The organism is Terriglobia bacterium (genome assembly GCA_032252755.1).
Lineage (GTDB): Bacteria > Acidobacteriota > Terriglobia > Terriglobales > Acidobacteriaceae > JAVUPY01.
In genome coordinates this window covers 12,663-31,433 of sequence record JAVUPY010000018.1, presented here as the reverse complement: position 1 = coordinate 31,433, position 18,771 = coordinate 12,663, and the positions used below count along the sequence as shown (strand labels likewise).

16 protein-coding genes and 1 tRNA gene are annotated in these 18,771 nt (G+C 57.3%); 10 read left to right on the top strand and 7 right to left on the bottom strand.

Annotation, left to right across the window (positions count from 1 at the left end):
• Positions 1-825 (top strand): putative PEP-binding protein (locus ROO76_03870; GenBank protein MDT8067282.1); only part of this gene is annotated, 825 nt, incomplete at its 5' end.
• A 186-nt stretch (positions 826-1,011) separates the two neighbouring features.
• Here the strand turns inward: ROO76_03870 and ROO76_03865 are convergent.
• From ROO76_03865 to ROO76_03845, 5 genes are all read right to left on the bottom strand, one after another.
• Positions 1,012-3,510, bottom strand: coding sequence for an Ig-like domain-containing protein (locus ROO76_03865; GenBank protein MDT8067281.1), 2,499 nt, complete (start codon positions 3,508-3,510; stop codon positions 1,012-1,014).
• A gap of 757 nt (positions 3,511-4,267) precedes the next feature.
• Positions 4,268-5,257: a GAF domain-containing protein gene (locus ROO76_03860; protein ID MDT8067280.1), complete on the bottom strand. Its 990-nt coding sequence runs from the start codon at positions 5,255-5,257 to the stop codon at positions 4,268-4,270.
• A gap of 86 nt (positions 5,258-5,343) precedes the next feature.
• Positions 5,344-5,568, bottom strand: a complete 225-nt coding sequence (locus ROO76_03855) for a hypothetical protein (protein MDT8067279.1) — start codon at positions 5,566-5,568, stop codon at positions 5,344-5,346.
• A 173-nt stretch (positions 5,569-5,741) separates the two neighbouring features.
• A complete protein-coding gene (locus tag ROO76_03850) occupies positions 5,742-6,491 on the bottom strand; it encodes a zf-HC2 domain-containing protein (GenBank protein ID MDT8067278.1) in 750 nt (249 codons plus the stop codon).
• Positions 6,492-6,499: 8 nt separating this feature from the next.
• On the bottom strand, positions 6,500-7,045 hold the full coding sequence (locus ROO76_03845) for a sigma-70 family RNA polymerase sigma factor (GenBank protein ID MDT8067277.1): 546 nt from the start codon (positions 7,043-7,045) through the stop codon (positions 6,500-6,502).
• Between the two features lie 155 nt (positions 7,046-7,200).
• Here ROO76_03845 and ROO76_03840 point away from each other — a divergent pair, with 155 nt between their 5' ends.
• The 4 genes from ROO76_03840 to ROO76_03825 all read left to right on the top strand — a co-directional run bounded on the left by ROO76_03840 (position 7,201) and on the right by ROO76_03825 (position 10,289).
• Complete coding sequence (locus ROO76_03840) at positions 7,201-8,181, top strand: metallophosphoesterase (protein ID MDT8067276.1); 981 nt, start codon at positions 7,201-7,203, stop codon at positions 8,179-8,181.
• Positions 8,182-8,268: 87 nt separating this feature from the next.
• Complete coding sequence (locus tag ROO76_03835; GenBank protein MDT8067275.1) at positions 8,269-8,613, top strand: cupredoxin domain-containing protein; 345 nt, start codon at positions 8,269-8,271, stop codon at positions 8,611-8,613.
• 2 nt (positions 8,614-8,615) lie between these two features.
• On the top strand, positions 8,616-8,873 hold the full coding sequence (locus tag ROO76_03830; GenBank protein ID MDT8067274.1) for a hypothetical protein: 258 nt from the start codon (positions 8,616-8,618) through the stop codon (positions 8,871-8,873).
• A gap of 1,008 nt (positions 8,874-9,881) precedes the next feature.
• A complete protein-coding gene (locus ROO76_03825; protein MDT8067273.1) occupies positions 9,882-10,289 on the top strand; it encodes a response regulator in 408 nt (135 codons plus the stop codon).
• Between the two features lie 224 nt (positions 10,290-10,513).
• Here the strand turns inward: ROO76_03825 and ROO76_03820 are convergent.
• Positions 10,514-10,589, bottom strand: a tRNA-Ile gene (locus ROO76_03820).
• 120 nt (positions 10,590-10,709) lie between these two features.
• The gene (locus ROO76_03815; GenBank protein ID MDT8067272.1) at positions 10,710-12,350 is read right to left on the bottom strand and encodes a hypothetical protein; all 1,641 of its coding nucleotides are present in this window, start codon (positions 12,348-12,350) and stop codon (positions 10,710-10,712) included.
• A 209-nt stretch (positions 12,351-12,559) separates the two neighbouring features.
• Here ROO76_03815 and ROO76_03810 point away from each other — a divergent pair, with 209 nt between their 5' ends.
• From ROO76_03810 to ftsZ, 5 genes are all read left to right on the top strand, one after another.
• Complete coding sequence (locus tag ROO76_03810) at positions 12,560-13,180, top strand: hypothetical protein (GenBank protein MDT8067271.1); 621 nt, start codon at positions 12,560-12,562, stop codon at positions 13,178-13,180.
• A gap of 219 nt (positions 13,181-13,399) precedes the next feature.
• Positions 13,400-14,467 carry a tetratricopeptide repeat protein gene (locus ROO76_03805; GenBank protein MDT8067270.1) on the top strand — a complete coding sequence of 356 codons (1,068 nt, stop codon included), beginning with the start codon at positions 13,400-13,402 and terminating at the stop codon, positions 14,465-14,467.
• A gap of 316 nt (positions 14,468-14,783) precedes the next feature.
• Positions 14,784-15,827 carry an FtsQ-type POTRA domain-containing protein gene (locus ROO76_03800; GenBank protein MDT8067269.1) on the top strand — a complete coding sequence of 348 codons (1,044 nt, stop codon included), beginning with the start codon at positions 14,784-14,786 and terminating at the stop codon, positions 15,825-15,827.
• A gap of 114 nt (positions 15,828-15,941) precedes the next feature.
• Positions 15,942-17,177, top strand: a complete 1,236-nt coding sequence (gene ftsA, locus ROO76_03795) for a cell division protein FtsA (protein MDT8067268.1) — start codon at positions 15,942-15,944, stop codon at positions 17,175-17,177.
• 111 nt (positions 17,178-17,288) lie between these two features.
• Entirely contained in the window at positions 17,289-18,587 is a 1,299-nt protein-coding gene (gene ftsZ, locus ROO76_03790) for a cell division protein FtsZ (protein ID MDT8067267.1), read from the top strand.
• Positions 18,588-18,771 lie beyond the last annotated feature (184 nt).

Sequence of the window (18,771 nt, the reverse complement as noted above, 5' to 3'; positions counted from 1 at the left end):
CGCACGCTGGATCCGCCGCTGCATGAGTTCCTGCCGCGGCGCGAAGACCTGCTGGTGGAAATCGCGAAGCTGGAAATCACGAAGCCGAAGTCTCCCAAGCTAAAGGAACTCCACACGCTGTTGAAGCGCGTGGAAGACTTGCACGAAGTGAACCCGATGCTCGGACATCGTGGCTGCCGGTTGGGCGTCACGTATCCGGAGATCACGGAGATGCAGGCGCGGGCTATTATCGAGGCGGCTGTCATCGCCAGCGAAAAGGGGATTAAGGCGCTGCCGGAGATCATGATCCCGCTCACAACGGGCATCAAGGAAATGAAGAACCAGGCTGATATCGTTCGACGCGTGGCCGAGGAAGTCTTCCTCGAGAAGAAGAAGCGCGTCGACTACATGGTCGGAACGATGATCGAGCTACCGCGTGCGGCTTTGGTTGCGGACGAGATCGCGCAGGAAGCGCAGTTCTTCAGCTTCGGCACAAACGATCTGACGCAGACGACGTTCGGTTTTTCGCGTGACGACATCAATAAGTTCCTGCCGGAATATCTGAAGCAGGGAATTTTCAAGCAGGATCCCTTCGCGGTGCTGGATCAGCAGGGCGTGGGACAGTTGGTCGAGATGGCGGTGAAGAAAGGCCGCTCGACGCGTCCGAACCTGAAGGTCGGCATTTGCGGCGAACATGGCGGAGAACCGGAGTCGGTGAAGTTCTGCCACCGGGTTGGGTTGAACTACGTGTCGTGCTCGCCCTTCCGGGTGCTGACGGCTCGACTGGCAGCCGCACAGGCGAATCTGGAAGAGAAGAGCGGAGTCGCGGCCGGACAAACCAGGTAGCTGAATACCTCCTTGGCGACCCCACTTCAGCTTTGCTGGAGTGGGGTTTTTCTTTTGAAGCAAGGCAAACCCAGCGGGAACAATGCAGGTGGTGGTTGCGACACGCTCCGACGCATCGCGTGGGAACTGGAGTTGAGGAGCCTGTGTCGTCAAGAGGCCGACGCAGGCTCCTGGAGTCACGAAGCACTAGCGGACTACCTCGCTCAGGACCGGCGAGGTGCTGGTGTTGTAGTTATTGTTGGGGTCGGTGAAGACGGCAGTGATGGAATGCGTTCCCGAGGACAGCTTGGCTGAGAACGAGGCTTTGCCGCCGCTCAGAGCCACGGGCCCTGACAGTTGTGTCGAGCCGTTGTTGTCATAAAACGTCACGTATCCGGTAGCGGCTGAGGGGCTCAAGGTGGCGGTGAAGGTGATCGCCTGGCGATGGTTTGCCGGGTTCTTGTTCGAGGTCAGAGTAGTGGCGGTGCTTGCCTGGTTTACGGTCTGAGTGAAATTCGCCGAGGCGCTTGCAGCAAAGTTGGTGGAACCGGCGTAGGCGGCGGTAATCGTGTTATGTGTTCCCGCGGCGAGCGCTGAGGTACTGAACGTTGCGGCGCCACTGCCGTTGAGTAAAGAAGAGCCAAGCAGGGTTGTGCCGTCGTAGAAATTGACGGTGCCGGTCGGAGTTCCGCTGGCTGAGACTTGTGCAGTAAACGTGACGGACTGTCCATAGATCGATGGATTTGGTGACGAGCCCGTGATGGTCGTAGATGTGGCCGCAGCCGTAACACTATTCACGGTTTGCGTGACGGTGTTCGAAGTGCTCGATGCGTAGGTCGAATCGCCGCCGTATGTGGCGCTGATCTGGTGGCTCCCCACGGAAAGGCTAGAGGTCTGGAGGGATGCTGAACCGTTGCTCATCGCGACGGTTCCGAGGGACGTATTGCCGTCGTAGAACGTCACAGTTCCGGTGCCGGCGTTCGGCAAGACGGTTGCGGTGAAGGTGACGCTATTGCCGAAGACGGAAGGATTTAAGGAGGAAGTCAGGGTTGTTGTTGTACTCGTCAGGGTCTGTCCGCAAGACGGAAATTTGAACGAGCCAATGCGGGTGTACCAGTTCCCGGGCTGATTGTCCTTCTGGTATTCGGTGGTGTACCAGAAGGTGCAGTCGTCGGTGGGATCGATGCGCATGGCGGAGTAGTCGCCCCAGCGGTTATAGGAGCTTTGGTATCCGGCGCCGGGGATCATGGTAGTTTCGGCTTGAAGAGTTCCGAGTGTATCCGCCGTTTCGCGGCCGGTGTAGCGGATGGACGGGTAGGTCGCAGCGCTTGAAACAGTGTAGCCAACGGCGATGTTGCCGGACTGATCCTGCGCGATGCTCGCCATCCAGCGATTGTCGGTGTCGGGCGCGAAGGTTCCCTGCTGGAAGATGGCCGGAGTGCCGCCGGGTGATCGCACTTCATACCAGCGCACACCCACACGGTTGCCGGTCGCGTCGTTCACGATTACGGAGTGGTTGAGAACGAGCGATTCGTGATCGCCGAAGTTGCGATAGGCGAGGCGATACATGAGGCGGTCGGCGAGCGCATCGAGTTTCTGCGTGGTGCCCGGTTGAGAGATGCAGTCTTGCGTCGCAAGACAGGGCGATGTGAATGCGGCGACATTAGAAATGACGATGGGGCCGGTAAACGTAGAATTGTTTACGTTCGCGAAGTCTACGTGAAATTTCCATAGGTGCAGCTCACCGGTTCCGGTGTCGACGTCCATGACATAATTCGGTGATCCAGTGGGGGGCGCGGTGCTGCCGTCCCAGTCGGCGGGGAGTTCGCTGGCGTAAGTGTCGGTTTGAGTTGGAGCAGGAAGATGGAAGCAGACGAGGCCGGGGGCTGAGGCACCGTTTATTGCGTCACTGCGATTCCATGCGCAGTCCTCGGCATAGAGGAAATTTCCGCTGTTGTAGTCGAAGATGTTCCAGGTGATGTAGTAAGCGTCGGGCCAGAGGCCGATCTTGGGATAGTCATTGAGATTGGTGCCGAAGCCGTAACCCCACATGTAGTAGGAGCCGGAAGGATCATTTGTGGTGGACACCGCGAGGCACTGGGCGAATTGACCGATGAGGCCGGGCCAAAGAGGAATCGCCACTTCGCCGACGATCCAACGATCGGCGACCTTGTCATACTGAATGATGGGATCGCTGTATCCTCCGAGTTGGTTACAAGTCGAGTTTCCCCAAAACGTGCTGTCATCAACGGAGTAGAGACTGTGGCCGGTCTTGTCGAATACGGCGAAGCCGCCGTTCACCCACTGAACTATGTTGTTTGGTCCTACGGCCATGTTGGTGTCTGGCGGGACGCCGACGATTGTGAAGTTGGGGAAGTCATAACCCAATCCCTCCCATTGCGAGAGACCGGTAGCTGCGAGAGCCGTCGGGGTCGAGGCCTGCACAACCGGATCTGACAACGTCGTGGTACGGGAGGGCACGGGAGGATGGCGCAGAGGCTTCTCTTCCTTGAGTTCTCCGGCGTGGTGCGCCGAGGGCGGCATGTTACGCACTGGCGGCGAGACGGTGAAACCCAGCGGCTGTATCACCTCGGGACCGGTAACGGTTTTTTTGTCGCCGGCGAATGAGAAGGCAGTCAGGAACGTAAGGGTGAACAGGATCGCGAGGATTCTGGGCATTGTCGGCATCTTCGAAGAACTCGCCATTTTGGACCTCCCAAGATTCGAACAAACTTATGCGGCCGAATACTCCAGCGGCGGTTTCGCATGTGCAGAAATTAATTGTTGGTCCGGTCGAGCCCCACGCTCGATTCACAGCCTCAGCGACGAGGGAGCGCGACTGCGAGTCGCGGATTCAGAGAGGCTGTGGGTGGAGAAGTATGACAAGGTTTTTGGGTAAGTCAAGACGGTAACGCCGGATTTACTAGAACCAAAGACGAGCAGATCGAGTGAACTGAAGTACGATGCTGGAAACCGAAGATCGGCTGAACCGCATACTGCTCGCATGCCCAAGCAAAGAAGGCACAAACGGAAAAGCCCGCGCGGAGCGCAGGCTGATGAGGCTTGTTTGTGAACTCGCTAGGAGGCAATGGCTCGTTTGACTTGGGGCTGCGGTGCGGGCAGTGGCATCAGAATGACTTTTTTCGATGGGTCCACTGCCAGAGTCATTAAGTTTGAGCATTGGTCACAGAGCCAGAAGCGCTCGGCGCGACCCGCAGACATTTTGAATGGCTGCGGACCATGGTTGGGGTCAAACCTGATTTCGTACAGTTTGCCTTCGCCCAAGTAGTGGAATGTGGCTCCGCAATCAGGATTCGCGCATTTAGACAACATGACCCAACCTCCCGATGTGATTTGAACCAGAACGCGCGTCGAGAATCCGGGATGCAGGGCACGTGGTCTGGAAAACCACGACTAAATTCTATCCCCGTTCGGAGTAGCGGGGTTGTGAATATCCGGGAAATTATTGAAATTTTACGAAGCTCGAATCTTCGGGTGTATTGGGATACGCGCTTCTTGCGACCGTGAACTGCGGAGAGGCATGATTTGTGATCTGGCCAGCCTTGGGACGGTAAGGCTCATTCTGGCGATGGCGCAACCAGATGCCGAAGGTGAGGGCCGCGATCAGGACGGCAGCGAGAATCACCACGATGTCCCAATGATTGCGGAAAGGACGATGCAGAGTTGCGTTTCCGTCGAAATCGTAAACATCTGCTTCCGCTGCGTCGTCATAGCCGGCAAAGTGAAACTCGGGATGTCTCAAGGGAGAAGTTGATGGGCTTGCAAGTTCGGTCGCGGACTGACTCCTTGGCCCGGCAGTAGAAGGCAATGCCGAATCAGGAGAGGTGACGGCTTCGATGACGGCGAGGCGCTGCTCGCGAGACGCCGGTTGGAGTTCGGGCTCGGACACTGGGGTGAATTCGAAAGGTTCCGGCGGCACCAGGTGGATCGAGTCGAGCGAGTCTATACCCTGGGCAATGTCGGACGCGAGACAGCAGAGGAGGTCGGAGTGAGACGCCGCAAAGGCTCCGCGGCGGAACGAGAAGGCTGCGATCAATCCGTGAATCTGGCCTTTAATAACAATAGGGGCGGCAAGAGCGGACTTCACTTCCCCGGGAAGATCTTGCGAGAGGACAAGCCGGGACTCAGCGAGACACTGACCGCAAACGCCTTGGCCGGGTTGAACCACTACACCTACTTCGGGGGCAAAGCCGAGAGAGGCTCGGCAGAGAAATTCGTCGCCTTCGCGCAGAGCGACTGCAACCCCGTCGGCAGAGGTGGCTTCGTTCGCGAGGTTAGCGATCTCTTCCAACTTGTCGGAGAGGACAGCGGGACTTTGAATGGAGACGAAGTCGCCGCGAGGAACTTCCCTTACGGAGGCAGCAGGTTTCTTGGGCGCCGGCGGTTCGGAGAGGGAGCCAGCGCTCGGGTGACGGATTGGTTTGGAACTCATAAGAACAACTCAACCGAAAGATGTGTGAACCTGGAAATGCCGAGCCTCACACGGTCAGCCAACGAGCGAAGCCTGGCGGACTCAGTTTAGGGGAAAGCTTTCTTGATGCTCTCCTGCGGGATGCCACGAACAGAGGCCGGTCCGGGCGGTGGGGGAGCTTCGAACTGAGAGTTGCCGGAACCGCGCTCGAGGATGCGCGCGGCAGCGGTCAAAACTTCCAAGTCTTTTTCAATCTGCTGAATCTCCGCCTTGAGGCGCTGTACAGTCTCGCGCTTCTCGATAATGGCGGAGGTGAGATCATTCATAGCCATCACAAAACCTCCCATGCACCGGGACGATCATACTCCGATAAATACGACCGGGTTTTCAACAAATATCTCGCCAGAATTTCGCGCGAAATTGGACGAGGGAAAAAACTACACCAAAAGCGCCCGAAGAACCGAAAATTGCGGGAACCGAACAATGGTAAGTTACCCTGCGGGAGCTACTCCCTGGCAGAAGATTTTAGGAGGGCGATGAGTGGTTGGACTTCGGGCGGGTCGGCGTCGGTGATGACGCAGTAACGGAGTTGGCCCTGTCGCCAGGATTCGATGTGGAAGGATGAGGGCAGGAAGGGGCTGTCGAGACGGTCGAGCGGGAAGCGCTCCTGAGCGATAAAGACCGAGATGAAGTGAGCGCCGCGTTTATAGACGAGCATTGCGGCGGGTTCGCGTTCGAGGAAGACGAGGCGGCCACCGACGAGAGTGAAATCGGTCCCGGTAAGTTCGGGCAGGTTGAAGGCGAAGGGAATCTTGCCCTGGAACCAGGGCTTGACGGTATGACGGTCCGAGGAGACGACATCGACGGGATTGGCTGCGGCAAGATTGGAAGTATGAATGTCGGTGATTTCGGCGACGACCTGGCGGGTTTGCGAACGGCGTACAGAGTAGCGAGCGGCGCCGACGGCGAAGAAGACCAGCATGACCGTCGCGAGGCCGAAAGCCAGCCATGCGTTGCGCGACGAAGTAGCACTGCGGCCACGGACCTGATTGCGGATGCGGGAGCGGAACTCGGCAGTTGGGATATGAGCGTGTCCGAGGGATTGGACGGAGCGCTTGAGCTTCATGCGGCCGAGAGCTTCGGCGGCGCAAGCGGGGCAGGAGTTCAGGTGCGAACTGAAGGAAGCGGCGTCGGCAGCGTCAAGCTCGGCGTCGATGTACGGATCGATTTTTGTTTCCCATTCGCTACAGGCCATGACGATTCCTATCCTTGAGCGACCCTGCTGGCGTACCGGCCGCTGAGTATTGTTCGCAGAGCGGCGCGCGCACGGGAAATTCGAGACATCACTGTGCCGATGGGGACCGATAGCGCTTCAGAAATCTCGCGGTACGACATCTCCTCCACATCACAGAGCAGCAGCACTTCGCGATAGGCGACTGGAAGTTCGGCGATAGCGTCTCGTAACGCCTGATGATCCAGATTCCCGAGCAAGACGGACTCCGGCGTGTCGGCGGCCACGGCGGTTTCCGGGCCCTCTTCGCCTTCCAGCGGGACGGTTGGTTTGAGTCCGGTGCGCGAGGTCAGAAACGTGTTGCGCAGGATGCGGAACATCCAGGCGCGGAAATTGGTGCCCTGCTCGAAGGACGAGAACCCGCGGAGCGCCTTGGCGTACGTCTCCTGCACCAGATCCTCGGCCTCGTCACGATTGGCGGTGAGCCACCGCGCGAAGTTGTAGAGCGAGTCGAAGAGAGGCATCGCCAGCTCTTCAAACAGTTCGGGATTCGGCCGGTCGCGCACCAGTGAAAGCATAACTGTAGAGAGGGCAATTTTATTCCAAGAAAGAAAAAGAAACCACGAAGGCACGAAGACACGAAGGGAAGGAGATTCGAAGATCGTTAATTCGTACTTGGTTGGAATAAATCTCAGCGTTCCCGGTTAGCACTCGTGAAACCAGTGGAGGGGTGATGAAAGACGTGGATCGGAGAGGGTTTTTGCGGGTGGCGGGGATGTCGATTGGGATTGGAGCGCTGTACCGAACATTGCCGGCGGCGGCCATGACCGGTTCAGCCAACGAGATGCTCACGGCGCTGGGCAAGAAAAGCGGAGAGAAAGTTGCGCCGTTCACTTTCGTGCAGATGAGCGATACGCACGTAGGCTTTCAGGGCCCGCCGAATCCGCTTGGGACAAAGGCATTTGAGCAGGCGGTCGCAAAAGTGAATGCGCTGCCGCAGAGGCCAGACCTGGTGCTGTTCACCGGGGACCTTACGCACGACTCGGAAGATAAAGACGTTCATGCGGCGCGGATGAAGCGATTTCGCGAGATCGCGCGGAACATCAAGGCGGACAAGATTGTCTACGTCCCCGGCGAGAACGATGCGGGACTCGATGGCGGGGCGTTGTTTCGCGAGAACTTTGGGGAGACGTATTACTCCCTCGATCACAAAGGCGTGCACTTTGTCGCGCTGGACAATGTGTCACGGGCGAAGCCGGAAGTGGGGAAAGAGCAACTCGACTGGCTGGAAAAAGATCTCCGCCGATTTTCGAAGGCGACGCCGATCGTGGTGTTCACGCATCGTCCGCTGTTCGATTTGAAGCCGGAGTGGGAGTGGTTCACGAGCGATGGCGACGAGGTCACGAACATTCTCAATCGCTATGACAACGTGACCGTGCTCTACGGACATATCCATCGCGATAACGAACACCACGATGGGCACACCGCTCACTACGGGGCACGGTCGCTAATCTTCGGATTTCCCGATCCGCAGAAGGGCCCAGAAAAGAAGCCGTTCGCGTTCGACAAAGAGCACCCGTTCGCTCACTTGGGGATTCGGTCGCTTGATGAGAGGCCGGGAGAGGAATTACGGAAAGACGAGATTGAACTGACGTTGCGGGAAATGTCAGGGGTGAATGGGGTGCAACAGATGTTGAGAAATCCGAAGATTTAGAAACGGCAAAACGGCATGGGAAAAATTGCAAAACGAAAGCTGAAAGCCAAAAGGAGCGATATGAGGGTCGGAGGTTGGAGGGCCGCGGTGAGCGGTATTGCGGTTGTGGTCGTGATTCTGATGTCGGCGGGGGCGGCGCGGAAGGTCAACGCTCAGGGGCCGCGGGTGATTGATATTACCGCGAAGCGATATGGGTTCACGCCGTCGACGATCACACTAAAAAAGGGCGAGACAGTGACGTTGCGATTGCATAGCGAGGACGTGGTGCATGGGTTTTTCTCGCGGCCATTAAAGCTCGATGAGACGATTGAGCCGGGGAAGACCGCGGAAGTAACGATCACGCCGCAGACCGTGGGAACGTTTCAGACGATTTGCGATCACTTTTGCGGCGCGGGACATGGGAGCATGTCGATGACGATCGTGGTGGAGTGAACATGCCTAGCGTGAATGGAAGCTTGCCGGCCTCCCTGGTTCTGAGCGGCATCCTGCTGTTCTCCGCTGCGTGCAAGGTCGCTCCGCCAGGGAGGGTGGAAACCGCAGTGGCAGACGACGTGAAGCGGTATGTGACGGTTCGCGGAAAAGCCGACCGAAGCCCGCTGGCAGGAACCCTTTCTATGCTGCTGTCGAATTCGTGCGTGGTTGCTGAGTTATTTCCACTAGACTTGCCCTGCCTTTATCGAAGCGCATCGTGAAGTAACTCGCACAGCTATCACACAACCAGAAGTGTTCCTGTTTATCGCCCTTGGGCGGAACAAACGAGAAGAGCCTTCCACTAGTTGTGCTCACAAACACATTCTTACAAAACGGATTGGCGCATTTGTTTATCATGAGTGCGCTCCTGTCAGAAAGATCGCTCTTAGTTTGACGAAGAACCATCCAACGGTTCCCAGTCGTTGCAGTTCAAGAAATCGTTAATACAGTCCCTTTGAATCTCCTCGAATATCGGAGCCTCCAGTGAATCATTGGTTTGCATGAACATCTTCTCCGCCACGGTGCTATAAATCATCGGCTGTCCGCGCTCGAACCTGAGTGCTGTGTGCAAGAGCGATACTGTGGCAGCGCATCTTCCGTCCATAGCGCCTCCCATCAATTATCACGACCCCGTGAGACGCTAGCTGACCCTCTGGTACACCGGAATCAGCAGAATCTTGTCCCCATAAAGAGTGGCCTCCCAATCTTCAAAACAGTTTTCGCAAAGCCACGCATGTCTAGCGCTAGGCGAATCGGGAGAACCATTTCTCACGTGAAAGGTGAACAGCTTGCCTTCTCCGAACCGATGCCATTTCCGCTGGCAGTTGGGAGCGGCACACTTGGAGAGTTCCGTGTTTGACATGCCTAGTCTTGCTCCGTGTCTTGGGTTTTATCGGGCCGACGAAGAAGTGCAAGGCTAAGTGGAAGGAGGGCGCAGCAACTCTACTAGCACTTAAGTGCCGCAGGTAATCACGAATCGTGCTGTGAATTCAAGTAATAAAGGTGCTGGCAGGCGTAAAAACGCTTATCTGGAGCGGTCTTTCGCAGAAATGGTATCGGTCAGTTTGGTATGTGGTTGGGGAAGAATAAGCTGCGAACGCCCAAGAATCCTGATCACAGCCATTGTTCCATGCCGTAAACCCGCTTCGGACGCGAGTTTCGGGGCGGCAACACCTCGGGAATCTGCATCAGACTAGCGAGGCCGGTTTCATCTCTCTACAGCCCGCGCTATGACGGAGATTCGCCCCATCGTGGTTGTCGTAGACGATGAACGACTCATCGCTGATACGCTGGCGCTCGTTCTCAACAACCACGACTTCGAGGCTGTCGCCTGCTACTCAGCCGATGATGCCATCACAATCCTGAAGACCTTCCGTCCTAACTTTCTGGTCAGCGATGTGATTCTGAACCAGAGCAGCACCGGGATCGATCTAGCTGTCGCAGCACAACAGTTAGTCCCAACTTGCAAGGTGATTTTAATCTCTGGGAATGCCGCTACGGGTGATTTGTTGGATATAGCAGGGCAATCTGGATATTCGTTCACCTGTTTGGCAAAGCCGATTCACCCAACCGAGTTGCTGGCTCAAATGAGCGTCAGTGCTACTCCTGAAACCCCACGACGCTTTCCAGCAGCATAAGAGAGTGATAACAGCCCGTACGTTCTCCGCGCCATCTATCGTCTAGAATGTGACTGGAGGCGGTGGGGCCATGAATAACGAGAAGCTCGAAGTCTTGCGGCGAGAAGAGGAAGAACTAGAACGCCGGTGCTGATTGCTCACATTCCGAGCACAATTTGAGTCAACAGCAAGCCGAGAGCCAAACTTCCGGCCCCGATAAGTCCTTGACGGCCAAACTGATGTAATGGTGGGCCCGGTAGGATTCGAACCTACAACCAAAGGATTATGAGTCCTCTGCTCTGACCGTTGAGCTACGGGCCCGCCGTGCTCGGACGAACTGTTTCAAGTGTATCGCAGATGGCATTACAAGAAACTAGCGATGAGCAGACTTGCACTGAGCAGTTACGCTCGGTTCGAGTGCGAGTTTTGAAGAGTCCGAGGTTATCCCCCGCCGGGGCCGTCGTGGCAATCGTAGCAACTGACGTTGGTCTTGGCGGGATAAGACTTCGTTCCGCTCTCAACTTTAAATGATCGGGTGGCTGCGGTCTGGGAGAGGAAGGTTCCTTTGTAGTCAGATCCGTGGCACGCAGTGCACTGTGTGGAATTGGATTCCGCGTAATTGTGGTGCTGATCCACCCAGGTCTGCCCAACACTGTGGAGGCCATGAGGCCCTGCATTGTTCGAAACGGCAGTATCCGTGTGGCAGGCGGCACATTCGATGAGCTTGCCGTCGTGACCCTGAAGAGAAGTTAGAGCCAAGTTGTCATTGGGCTGAACGGTGGCGACTTCCGCGTGCTGAGAGCCGTGGCAACCGGCGCAATAGGTATTTCCGTGTCCGGTGCTGAAACGGAAAAGCGACTTGCCTGCGAGCGGGGCATTTGGATTGGTGGCGAACGTGGTGTCGCTGGTGGTTCGCCAAACCCCGGGTGAACTAAACGTTGTTGTATAACGCTGTCCGTTGTTATGGCACATCTGGCAGGTGGGAACGTCGAGCCATCCTTCCCGGGCGGGGTCACCGACGGCTGAGAGGTTGCCATGGCAGTCATAGCACGCGACGGCACGCATAACGCCGCGCTGGCATTTAGTTGTGGCTCCCGGATGACAGAGATAACAGGAGTCAGATGGAGACGTCGCGTTGTCCAAGGTAACGCCGGTGGACTGGTTGACGACACTTGCGTGGTGGGCGTGCATCGCGGATGTTAGGGGCGCGGCTGGACTGATTCCCGTGGTTCCGAGCGCGTTCGATTTGTGACATGCGGCGCAGAGAATGGGAGTGCCAGCCTTGGCGGTCTGGTAAAGGCTGGACTGGTAGGAGTATCCGGCGGCCTGCAAGGCCGGAAGCATGGAGGCTATGGGAACGTTCTGGTCGTGGAATCGCAGGATGTTCCACTTGACGTCCTTGGCTGGATCGGGATCGTTTTCCCAACCGGCGGTGGGCTGTGCAGCGGGATCGCTGCCGGAAGCGTGGCAGGTGGAACACCGCATTTCATCGCTGACGGAGAGAACGACAGTTGTAGATGCGAGGAGGTTGTTACTTGAGTCTCGAACAACAACCTTCGCCATCGGGTAAGGCTTGGAGGCTCCTGCGTCGTCGTAGGGGACGGTAGGGATGGCCTGAGCGAGCCAGGTTGCTGAGGCACTGTCGAAAATAAAGGGTTGAGGAGTGGTGGACTGAGTCTTGTTGCCAGTCAGGCCAGTGTCGGGAGCGACATTGGCGTGAAAAAGGATATTCACGTAGGTCCAGAAATTCGTCTTGCTTGCGCTGCCAGTATTGATGGAGCCAGCAGTGTCGGCAACGGCTTCGTAAGTTACGGTGATGCCGGAATGAACCAGCGTCGGTGGAGCCCCCTTCTTAAGGACTTGGGCATGTACGGTGTTGTAGGGGGGCAGGACGGCGAAAACAGAATAGTCCTTTCCATCCATGCAATGCATGCCAAGTTCACTCCAAGCCAGGACGACATATTGAGCATTGGCCGGTGGCGGCGGTGGCGGCGGTGGTGCGGTTCCTCCGGAGGAGCCACAAGAGACCCACAAGCCGAATAAGGGGAGTGACACCAGAAAAGCGCAGAGTCGTCGACTCATATGAGCTCTCCTCCCAGCGACACCTCGAATAGGCACACTAACCCCAAACACTGACCGCACAATTAGTGAAATCCTAGGTACTTGTAACGCCCCTGTAGGTGAGCCCCGTCACGAGGGAATGTGACAGACAAAAAAGAGAAGGGAGTGGAAAAATCGGCTAACCAGCGGCCCCGCGTTACGTCTGACAGTCAGATGAGAAGGAGTCGTATATGAATCGCGGCGGATTCTGGGTAACGACGGTCGCGGCGGGGGTGGCGGTGCTGGGGTTGATGACCGCGGGGCGCGCTGGGTTGAGGAGTCAGGCGGTTCTATTTCTTCAGGGACAGATGAAGATCGCGGCGGGAGATACGGATAACGGTTTAAGGCTACTGGCGGAAGCGTCACGCCGGCCGCAAACGGGTGCAAGCGCGACGAATCCGCTGGAGAATGTGAATGAACCGCTGAAGGCGGAGATCGTGAAGCCCTGCAAAAAGGGGGGTGTAGCACAGCCGAAGTCGGCGCCGGAGCGCAAAGTGCGTCGGACGGAGCAGGTTTCGGACAAGGTAAAGCCGGCACCCGAGCCCACGCTGGCGAGCCTCGCAGCGCCGGCGATTGCGATACCGCCGACGGTGTACGCTCCATATGGGCAGGATGCGATGGCGTATATTCCGGCGGCCCAGCGGGAGCAGTTACGGATGCAGCGGGCAGAGTTCGACAAGGCGCAACGGCTTCGCGAGTTGGAACTGAAGCGGGTGATGAGGCATATCTCCCACAAATATGAAGTCAAGGTGCCGAGCGCGAGTGACATTCAGGTCCAGGTAGAGAGAGGTTTGCACACTTTAGCGCAGTAGGCTTTTCCTCCTGAGGGAAGGTGGGCCGCCGAGAGGTGGCCCTTATTCTTGAACCTCGGATTTTCGCGGATGAATAAGAGCCAAAGTGGGTAGTACCGGAGGTACCAGGTCTCGAAATTGTACCTAAGTACCATTCTGATTCATTACATACGGGAGAATATCCGTGTGGTTCCGGGTTATTCTTGAAGAGGGAAATTTCGTTTCACTGGAGTTGAAAAAATGACAGGACGGCTGCGCCTCCCGGCGCTCCTCGCCCTGGTGTTAGCTGTCGCGACGGTTGCGTCGGCTACTACGCCGGAGCAACTGGTTGACGACGGGCACTTCAAGCAGGCCCGAGCCCTGGTTGATCGTCAATTACAGGCGAATCCCAATAACGCAGAAATGAACTGGCTGATGGCGCGGATTCATCGGGCGTTCGGTGATCTGCCGGGTGCGATCAATTTCGCACAAAAAGCGGTGCAACTTGCGCCGAGTAAGGCCGACTACCTTCTGACCCTGGCGGAGTTGCAGGGACGGGTGGCGCAGCAGTCGAACATGCTGAAGCAGGCGATGCTGGCGCGGAACATCCACAAGGAACTGGAGACGGCATTCCAATTGGAGCCCGCGAACCTGGATGCGCGTTGGGGGTTGCTGCAGTACTACTGGATGGCGCCATCGTTCATGGGCGGAGACAAGGCCAAGGCGCGAGAGATGGCGGCCGAGATAGGAAAGTTGAACGCGTCGGAAGGCTATGTGGCACAGGCAGTGATTGCGGCGGACGAGAAGAGAACGGGAGACGTCGAAAGCAATTACAACAAGTCGATCCAATCGGACCCGAAGAACTATGATGCGCGCATCAGCCTGGCGCAGTTCTATGACGGCGAGAAGAGGTTCGACCAGGCGGAAGAGCAGTATCGGGCGGCGACGAAAGTAATGCCGACCCGGATCGATGGCTATGTTGGGTTGGCGAAGATTTATGCCACGCGCGGGCAGTGGGCGCAACTGGATCGGTTATTGAGTGAGTCGGAACGGGAGGTTTCGGACAATCTTCAGCCTTACTACGAGGCGGGGTTAGCGCTGTTGAATTCAGGCAAGGATCTGAGTCGCGCGGAACAGTATCTGCGCAAATACATGGGACAGGAAGCGGAAGGGAATGCGCCTTCACTTCCGGATGCGCACTGGCGGCTGAGCCAGGTTCTGGACAAGGAAGGCCGGCGACCGGAAGCGATTGCGGAGTTGAATACCGCGGTGAAGATGGATCCGGGATTCGAGCAGGCGAAGAAAGATTTGAAGAAGATGCATGGATAGGAAGCAATTAGCCATAACGATTAGCAAAGCCTCCGGAAAGGGGGGGCTTGTTTTTTTGATCGTACCATCGTGCCAACGGATCACCGTGCGATTGAAAATCAATGGTCGGATGGCGGGATCACCCGATTGCACGATTTCTGTTTCAGATCGAAATTTCCACAACTGATTTCGGCGATTCTCGGGCAAATTCCTGCTCCATTATCCAGACAAAACCGGGTATAGTGACAAAACGTGGCGATTTTCTTGCTGACGTTTTGGAAGAGGCGTTGGCAGATGGCGACAACCCGTTCTGATGGTTCGTAATCAAGGCCCGATCATGCCCGACGATGAATCGACGCCGGTTTCTCGCGACGATGAACGCGGAAACGGCGGGAGTTTTCGTCGCTCGACGAAACGTGCGTCGGCGGGTGTGGACGATGATCTCGATAATCGGTTTGCAGGGCTCGATGAAGACGAAGGCGACGGCCAGCAGTTCCGGCGCGCGCCGCGGCGTGTCCCGGTGCGTCGTGGGACGGTTACGAAGAAGGTCGCGCATCGACTGAGGATCGCGATTATTGCGTTGATTGTGGTGGGCGCGGTGGGAACGGTCGCGGCCTATTTCTATTCCTACGGCAAACACTCGCCGCGGTTCCGCATCCAGTCGAGCGATGACATTCAGATCACGGGAAACAAGCACGTCTCGCGAGCGCAAATTTTGCAGGTCATGGGCGGGGATATCGGACGGAATGTTTATTTCGTTCCGCTCGACGATCGCCGGAAAGCACTTGAACAGATTCCATGGGTGCAGTCGGCTAGCGTGATGCGATTGCTGCCGAATCATCTGCGGGTGAATATCCAGGAGCGCACGCCGGTGGCATTCGTACAGTTCGGCCAGCGTATTGGGTTGATCGACGCCGAGGGCGTGGTGATGGATATCCCAGTGGGCACACGCGCGAACTGGACATTCCCGGTGATAGTTGGGATGCGCGACAGCGATCCGCTTTCGACTCGTGCCGGACGAATGAAGATCTATCAAAAGCTGATCAGCGACTTGGATTCGACAGGCGAGAAGAATTCACTGGACCTCAATGAAGTTGATCTGTCGGATCCGGAGGACGTGAAGGTGACGGTTGCAGAGGACGAGCGGAGCATCCTGGTCCACCTGGGCGGTTCGGATTTTCTCGACCGGTTTAACCTGTTCAAGACACACGTGAAGGAGTGGCAGCAGCAACACGCGAACTTGCAGTCGGTGGATTTGCGGTACGAGCACCAGGTGATCCTGAATGAAGATTCCGGCGGAGGTGCGTTGCCAAAGGCGATGATGGTGCCGAAGTCCGGAGCGAAGAAGGTGAAGAGCAGTGCGGCGAGGAAGAGGCGGTGAGAAATTCAGGTCCTTCGACGACGCGCGCGATCGCAGCGCGATCACTCGCTCCGCTCAGGATGGCGATTTAATTGGGTTGAGCATTTATAGATTGCAATAGAAGCGGGGAAGGTTTTGCCGGAGATTGGAAAAAGGAACGAGAACATCCTGACTGCGATCGACATCGGTAGCGCGAAGACCGTGGCGGTCGCGGTGGAGATGACGGATTCGGGTTTGCGGTACTGCGGCCATGGCATCGCGGAGTCGCGTGGGTCGCGCAAGGGCGTAATTGTTGACCTCGATAAAGCAGTTGGCTCGGTAAAGAAGGCGATGGACGATGCGGAACAGTCTGCAGAGGCGCCGCTGGAGAGCGCGGTAGTTGGGGTATCCGGGTCGCATATTCGCGGACTGACCAGCCAGGGCGGCATCAGCATGGGTTCGCGACCGCGGGAGATTTCGCGCGAGGATGTGCGGTTGGCGGTCGATCGCGCGCGGGCAATTCCGTTGCCGGAAGACCGCACGGTGCTGCACCTGCTTCCGCAAGAATTCATTTTGGATGGCGAAGCCGGGTTGCGCGATCCGGCGGGAATGGTCGGGCGTCAACTCGAGGTTCGCGTGCACATGGTGACCGCGGCGGCGAGCGCGGCGCAGAACGTTGTCACGGTGGTGAACCGGGCTTCCGTACAGGTGGACGACACGGTTTACGAGGCTCTGGCCAGCGCGGATGCGGCCTTGCGAGGCGACGATCGCGAACTGGGTGTTTGCCTGGTCGATATCGGCGCGGGCAGCAGCGACGTGATCGTCTTCCATGAAGGCGTCGCAATTCATTCGGCGGTAGTGCCTATTGGCGGCGATCATTTCACGAACGACGTTGCCGTGGGATTGAGGACGCCGCTGACCGATGCCGAGAAAATCAAAAAGCAGTTTGGGTGCGCGGTGGTCACTGCGATTCCTGAGCAAAATGAGATTGAAGTTCCATCTGTGGGCGATCGGCCATCACGGCTTATGCAACAGCGGATGCTGGGAGAAATTCTCGAACCGAGAGCGCGCGAACTGTTCGAGATGCTGCGGGATAATCTGCGGGCCGCAGGAGTTTTCGAGATGCTTGGCGCAGGGATCGTGATGACGGGCGGCGGAGCGCGGCTGAACGGGATGCAGGAGATAGCGGAAGACGTGTTTCGTAAACCGGCGCGCGTTGCCTCGCCGCTGCCGTTGCAGAAATTGCCGGCGCAACTGGCCGAACCGGAGTTCAGCACGGTGCTTGGACTGGCCTTCTATGCGCATCGTGCCCATATGCTTCGAGGGAAAGAAGAGCAGGGAATCGGGGCAAAATTGAAGTCGCTGCTGGCGAGAGCGAACTTTGGACTGTAAACATCCGAAGATTGGATGAACGGAAGAACAAAACGGCGGAGTCGGACCCTGAACTGACTTCAATCATTGACGCAAGTGCAACAGGCAAATGAGGAATTGGGGAAGTAGATCATGACTGAAGAAAAGGACATCCGCATCTCGTTTCACGAGGATCCGCGCAACAACGCCAAGATCAAGGTGGTGGGCGTGGGCGGCGGCGGCGGAAACGCCGTCAATCGCATGATCGAGGCGAAGGTGGAGGGCGTGGATTTCATCGTCGCCAACACGGACTTGCAGGCGCTGCAGATGTCTCGTGCGCCGATCAAGATTCAACTCGGCGTGAAGCTGACGAACGGCCTCGGCGCGGGCGCCAACCCGGAGATCGGGCGGAAGGCGGCGCTGGAAGATGCCGACCAGATCATCGAAGCGCTGGAAGGCGCGGACATGGTGTTCGTGACGACGGGCCTGGGCGGCGGAACGGGAACGGGTGCGGCGCCGATCATTGCGTCGCTGGCGAGCGAGATGGGCGCGCTGACAGTTGCAGTGGTGACGAAGCCGTTCGCGTTCGAGGGCAAACGCCGCATGTCGCAGGCGGAGCGCGGACTGGCGGAACTGATCGATTCTGTGGACACAGTAATCGTCATCCCGAACGAGAAGCTTCTCGCCGTGGCGCAAGATGCGGGATTCTTCGAGTCTTTCCGCGTGGCCGATGACATTCTGCGACAAGGCGTGCAGGGAATTTCGGACATCATCACGATTCCGGGAATCATTAACCGCGACTTTGCAGACGTGAAGGCGATCATGGCCGGCATGGGTTACGCGGTCATGGGTACTGCGACGGGACGCGGCAACGAACGCACAATTGAAGCCGCCAATCGCGCGATCGCTTCCCCGCTACTCGAGGCGGGTGCCATCGATGGAGCGCGCGGCATCCTGATCAACATCACCGGATCGAGTTCCCTGAAGCTCGCAGAAGTGAACGAAGCCTCGACCATTATCCAGTCGGCGGCGCACGAGGACGCGAACATCATCTTCGGCGCGGTGCTGGACGAGAAGATGAAGGACGAAGTGAAGATCACGGTAATCGCGACCGGGTTCAAGACCGAGCACATGCAGCGAAACCGGGAGCGCGTTACCTCGGCTGCCGCAGCAATCGCTCAGCAAAGGACGGCATCGGTTTATACGCCGAATCCGCGGATCGAGCCGAGAGCGGATCGGGCCGCTGAGGCGCGTACGGAACCTGTGCCTGAGCCTGTTCCGGCAACGGCATCCGCACCGGAGCCGGTATTCCGCGCGACTCCGCCGACGCCGGTGGCGCCACAGCGTGACACGACAACGCTGGACGCGGTGAAAAGCAACGTCAAGGCGGCATTCGAAGAGGACGATCTGGATGTGCCGGCGTTCATCAGGAAACAGAGAGAACACAAGTAGTCAGGAAAAATAGGCTCTCGGGTAATCGGAAAAGCAAGAATTACCTGAGAATCAAATTAGTTAGCATCCAGAGGACGCCGGTCGAGATGGCCGGCGTTCTTCTTTTTTCAATCAATTTCAATTCGAGATCTATCGCACAACTGAGTAACAGATCGGGCGAATGCCAGACGAAGATTCTACGCAA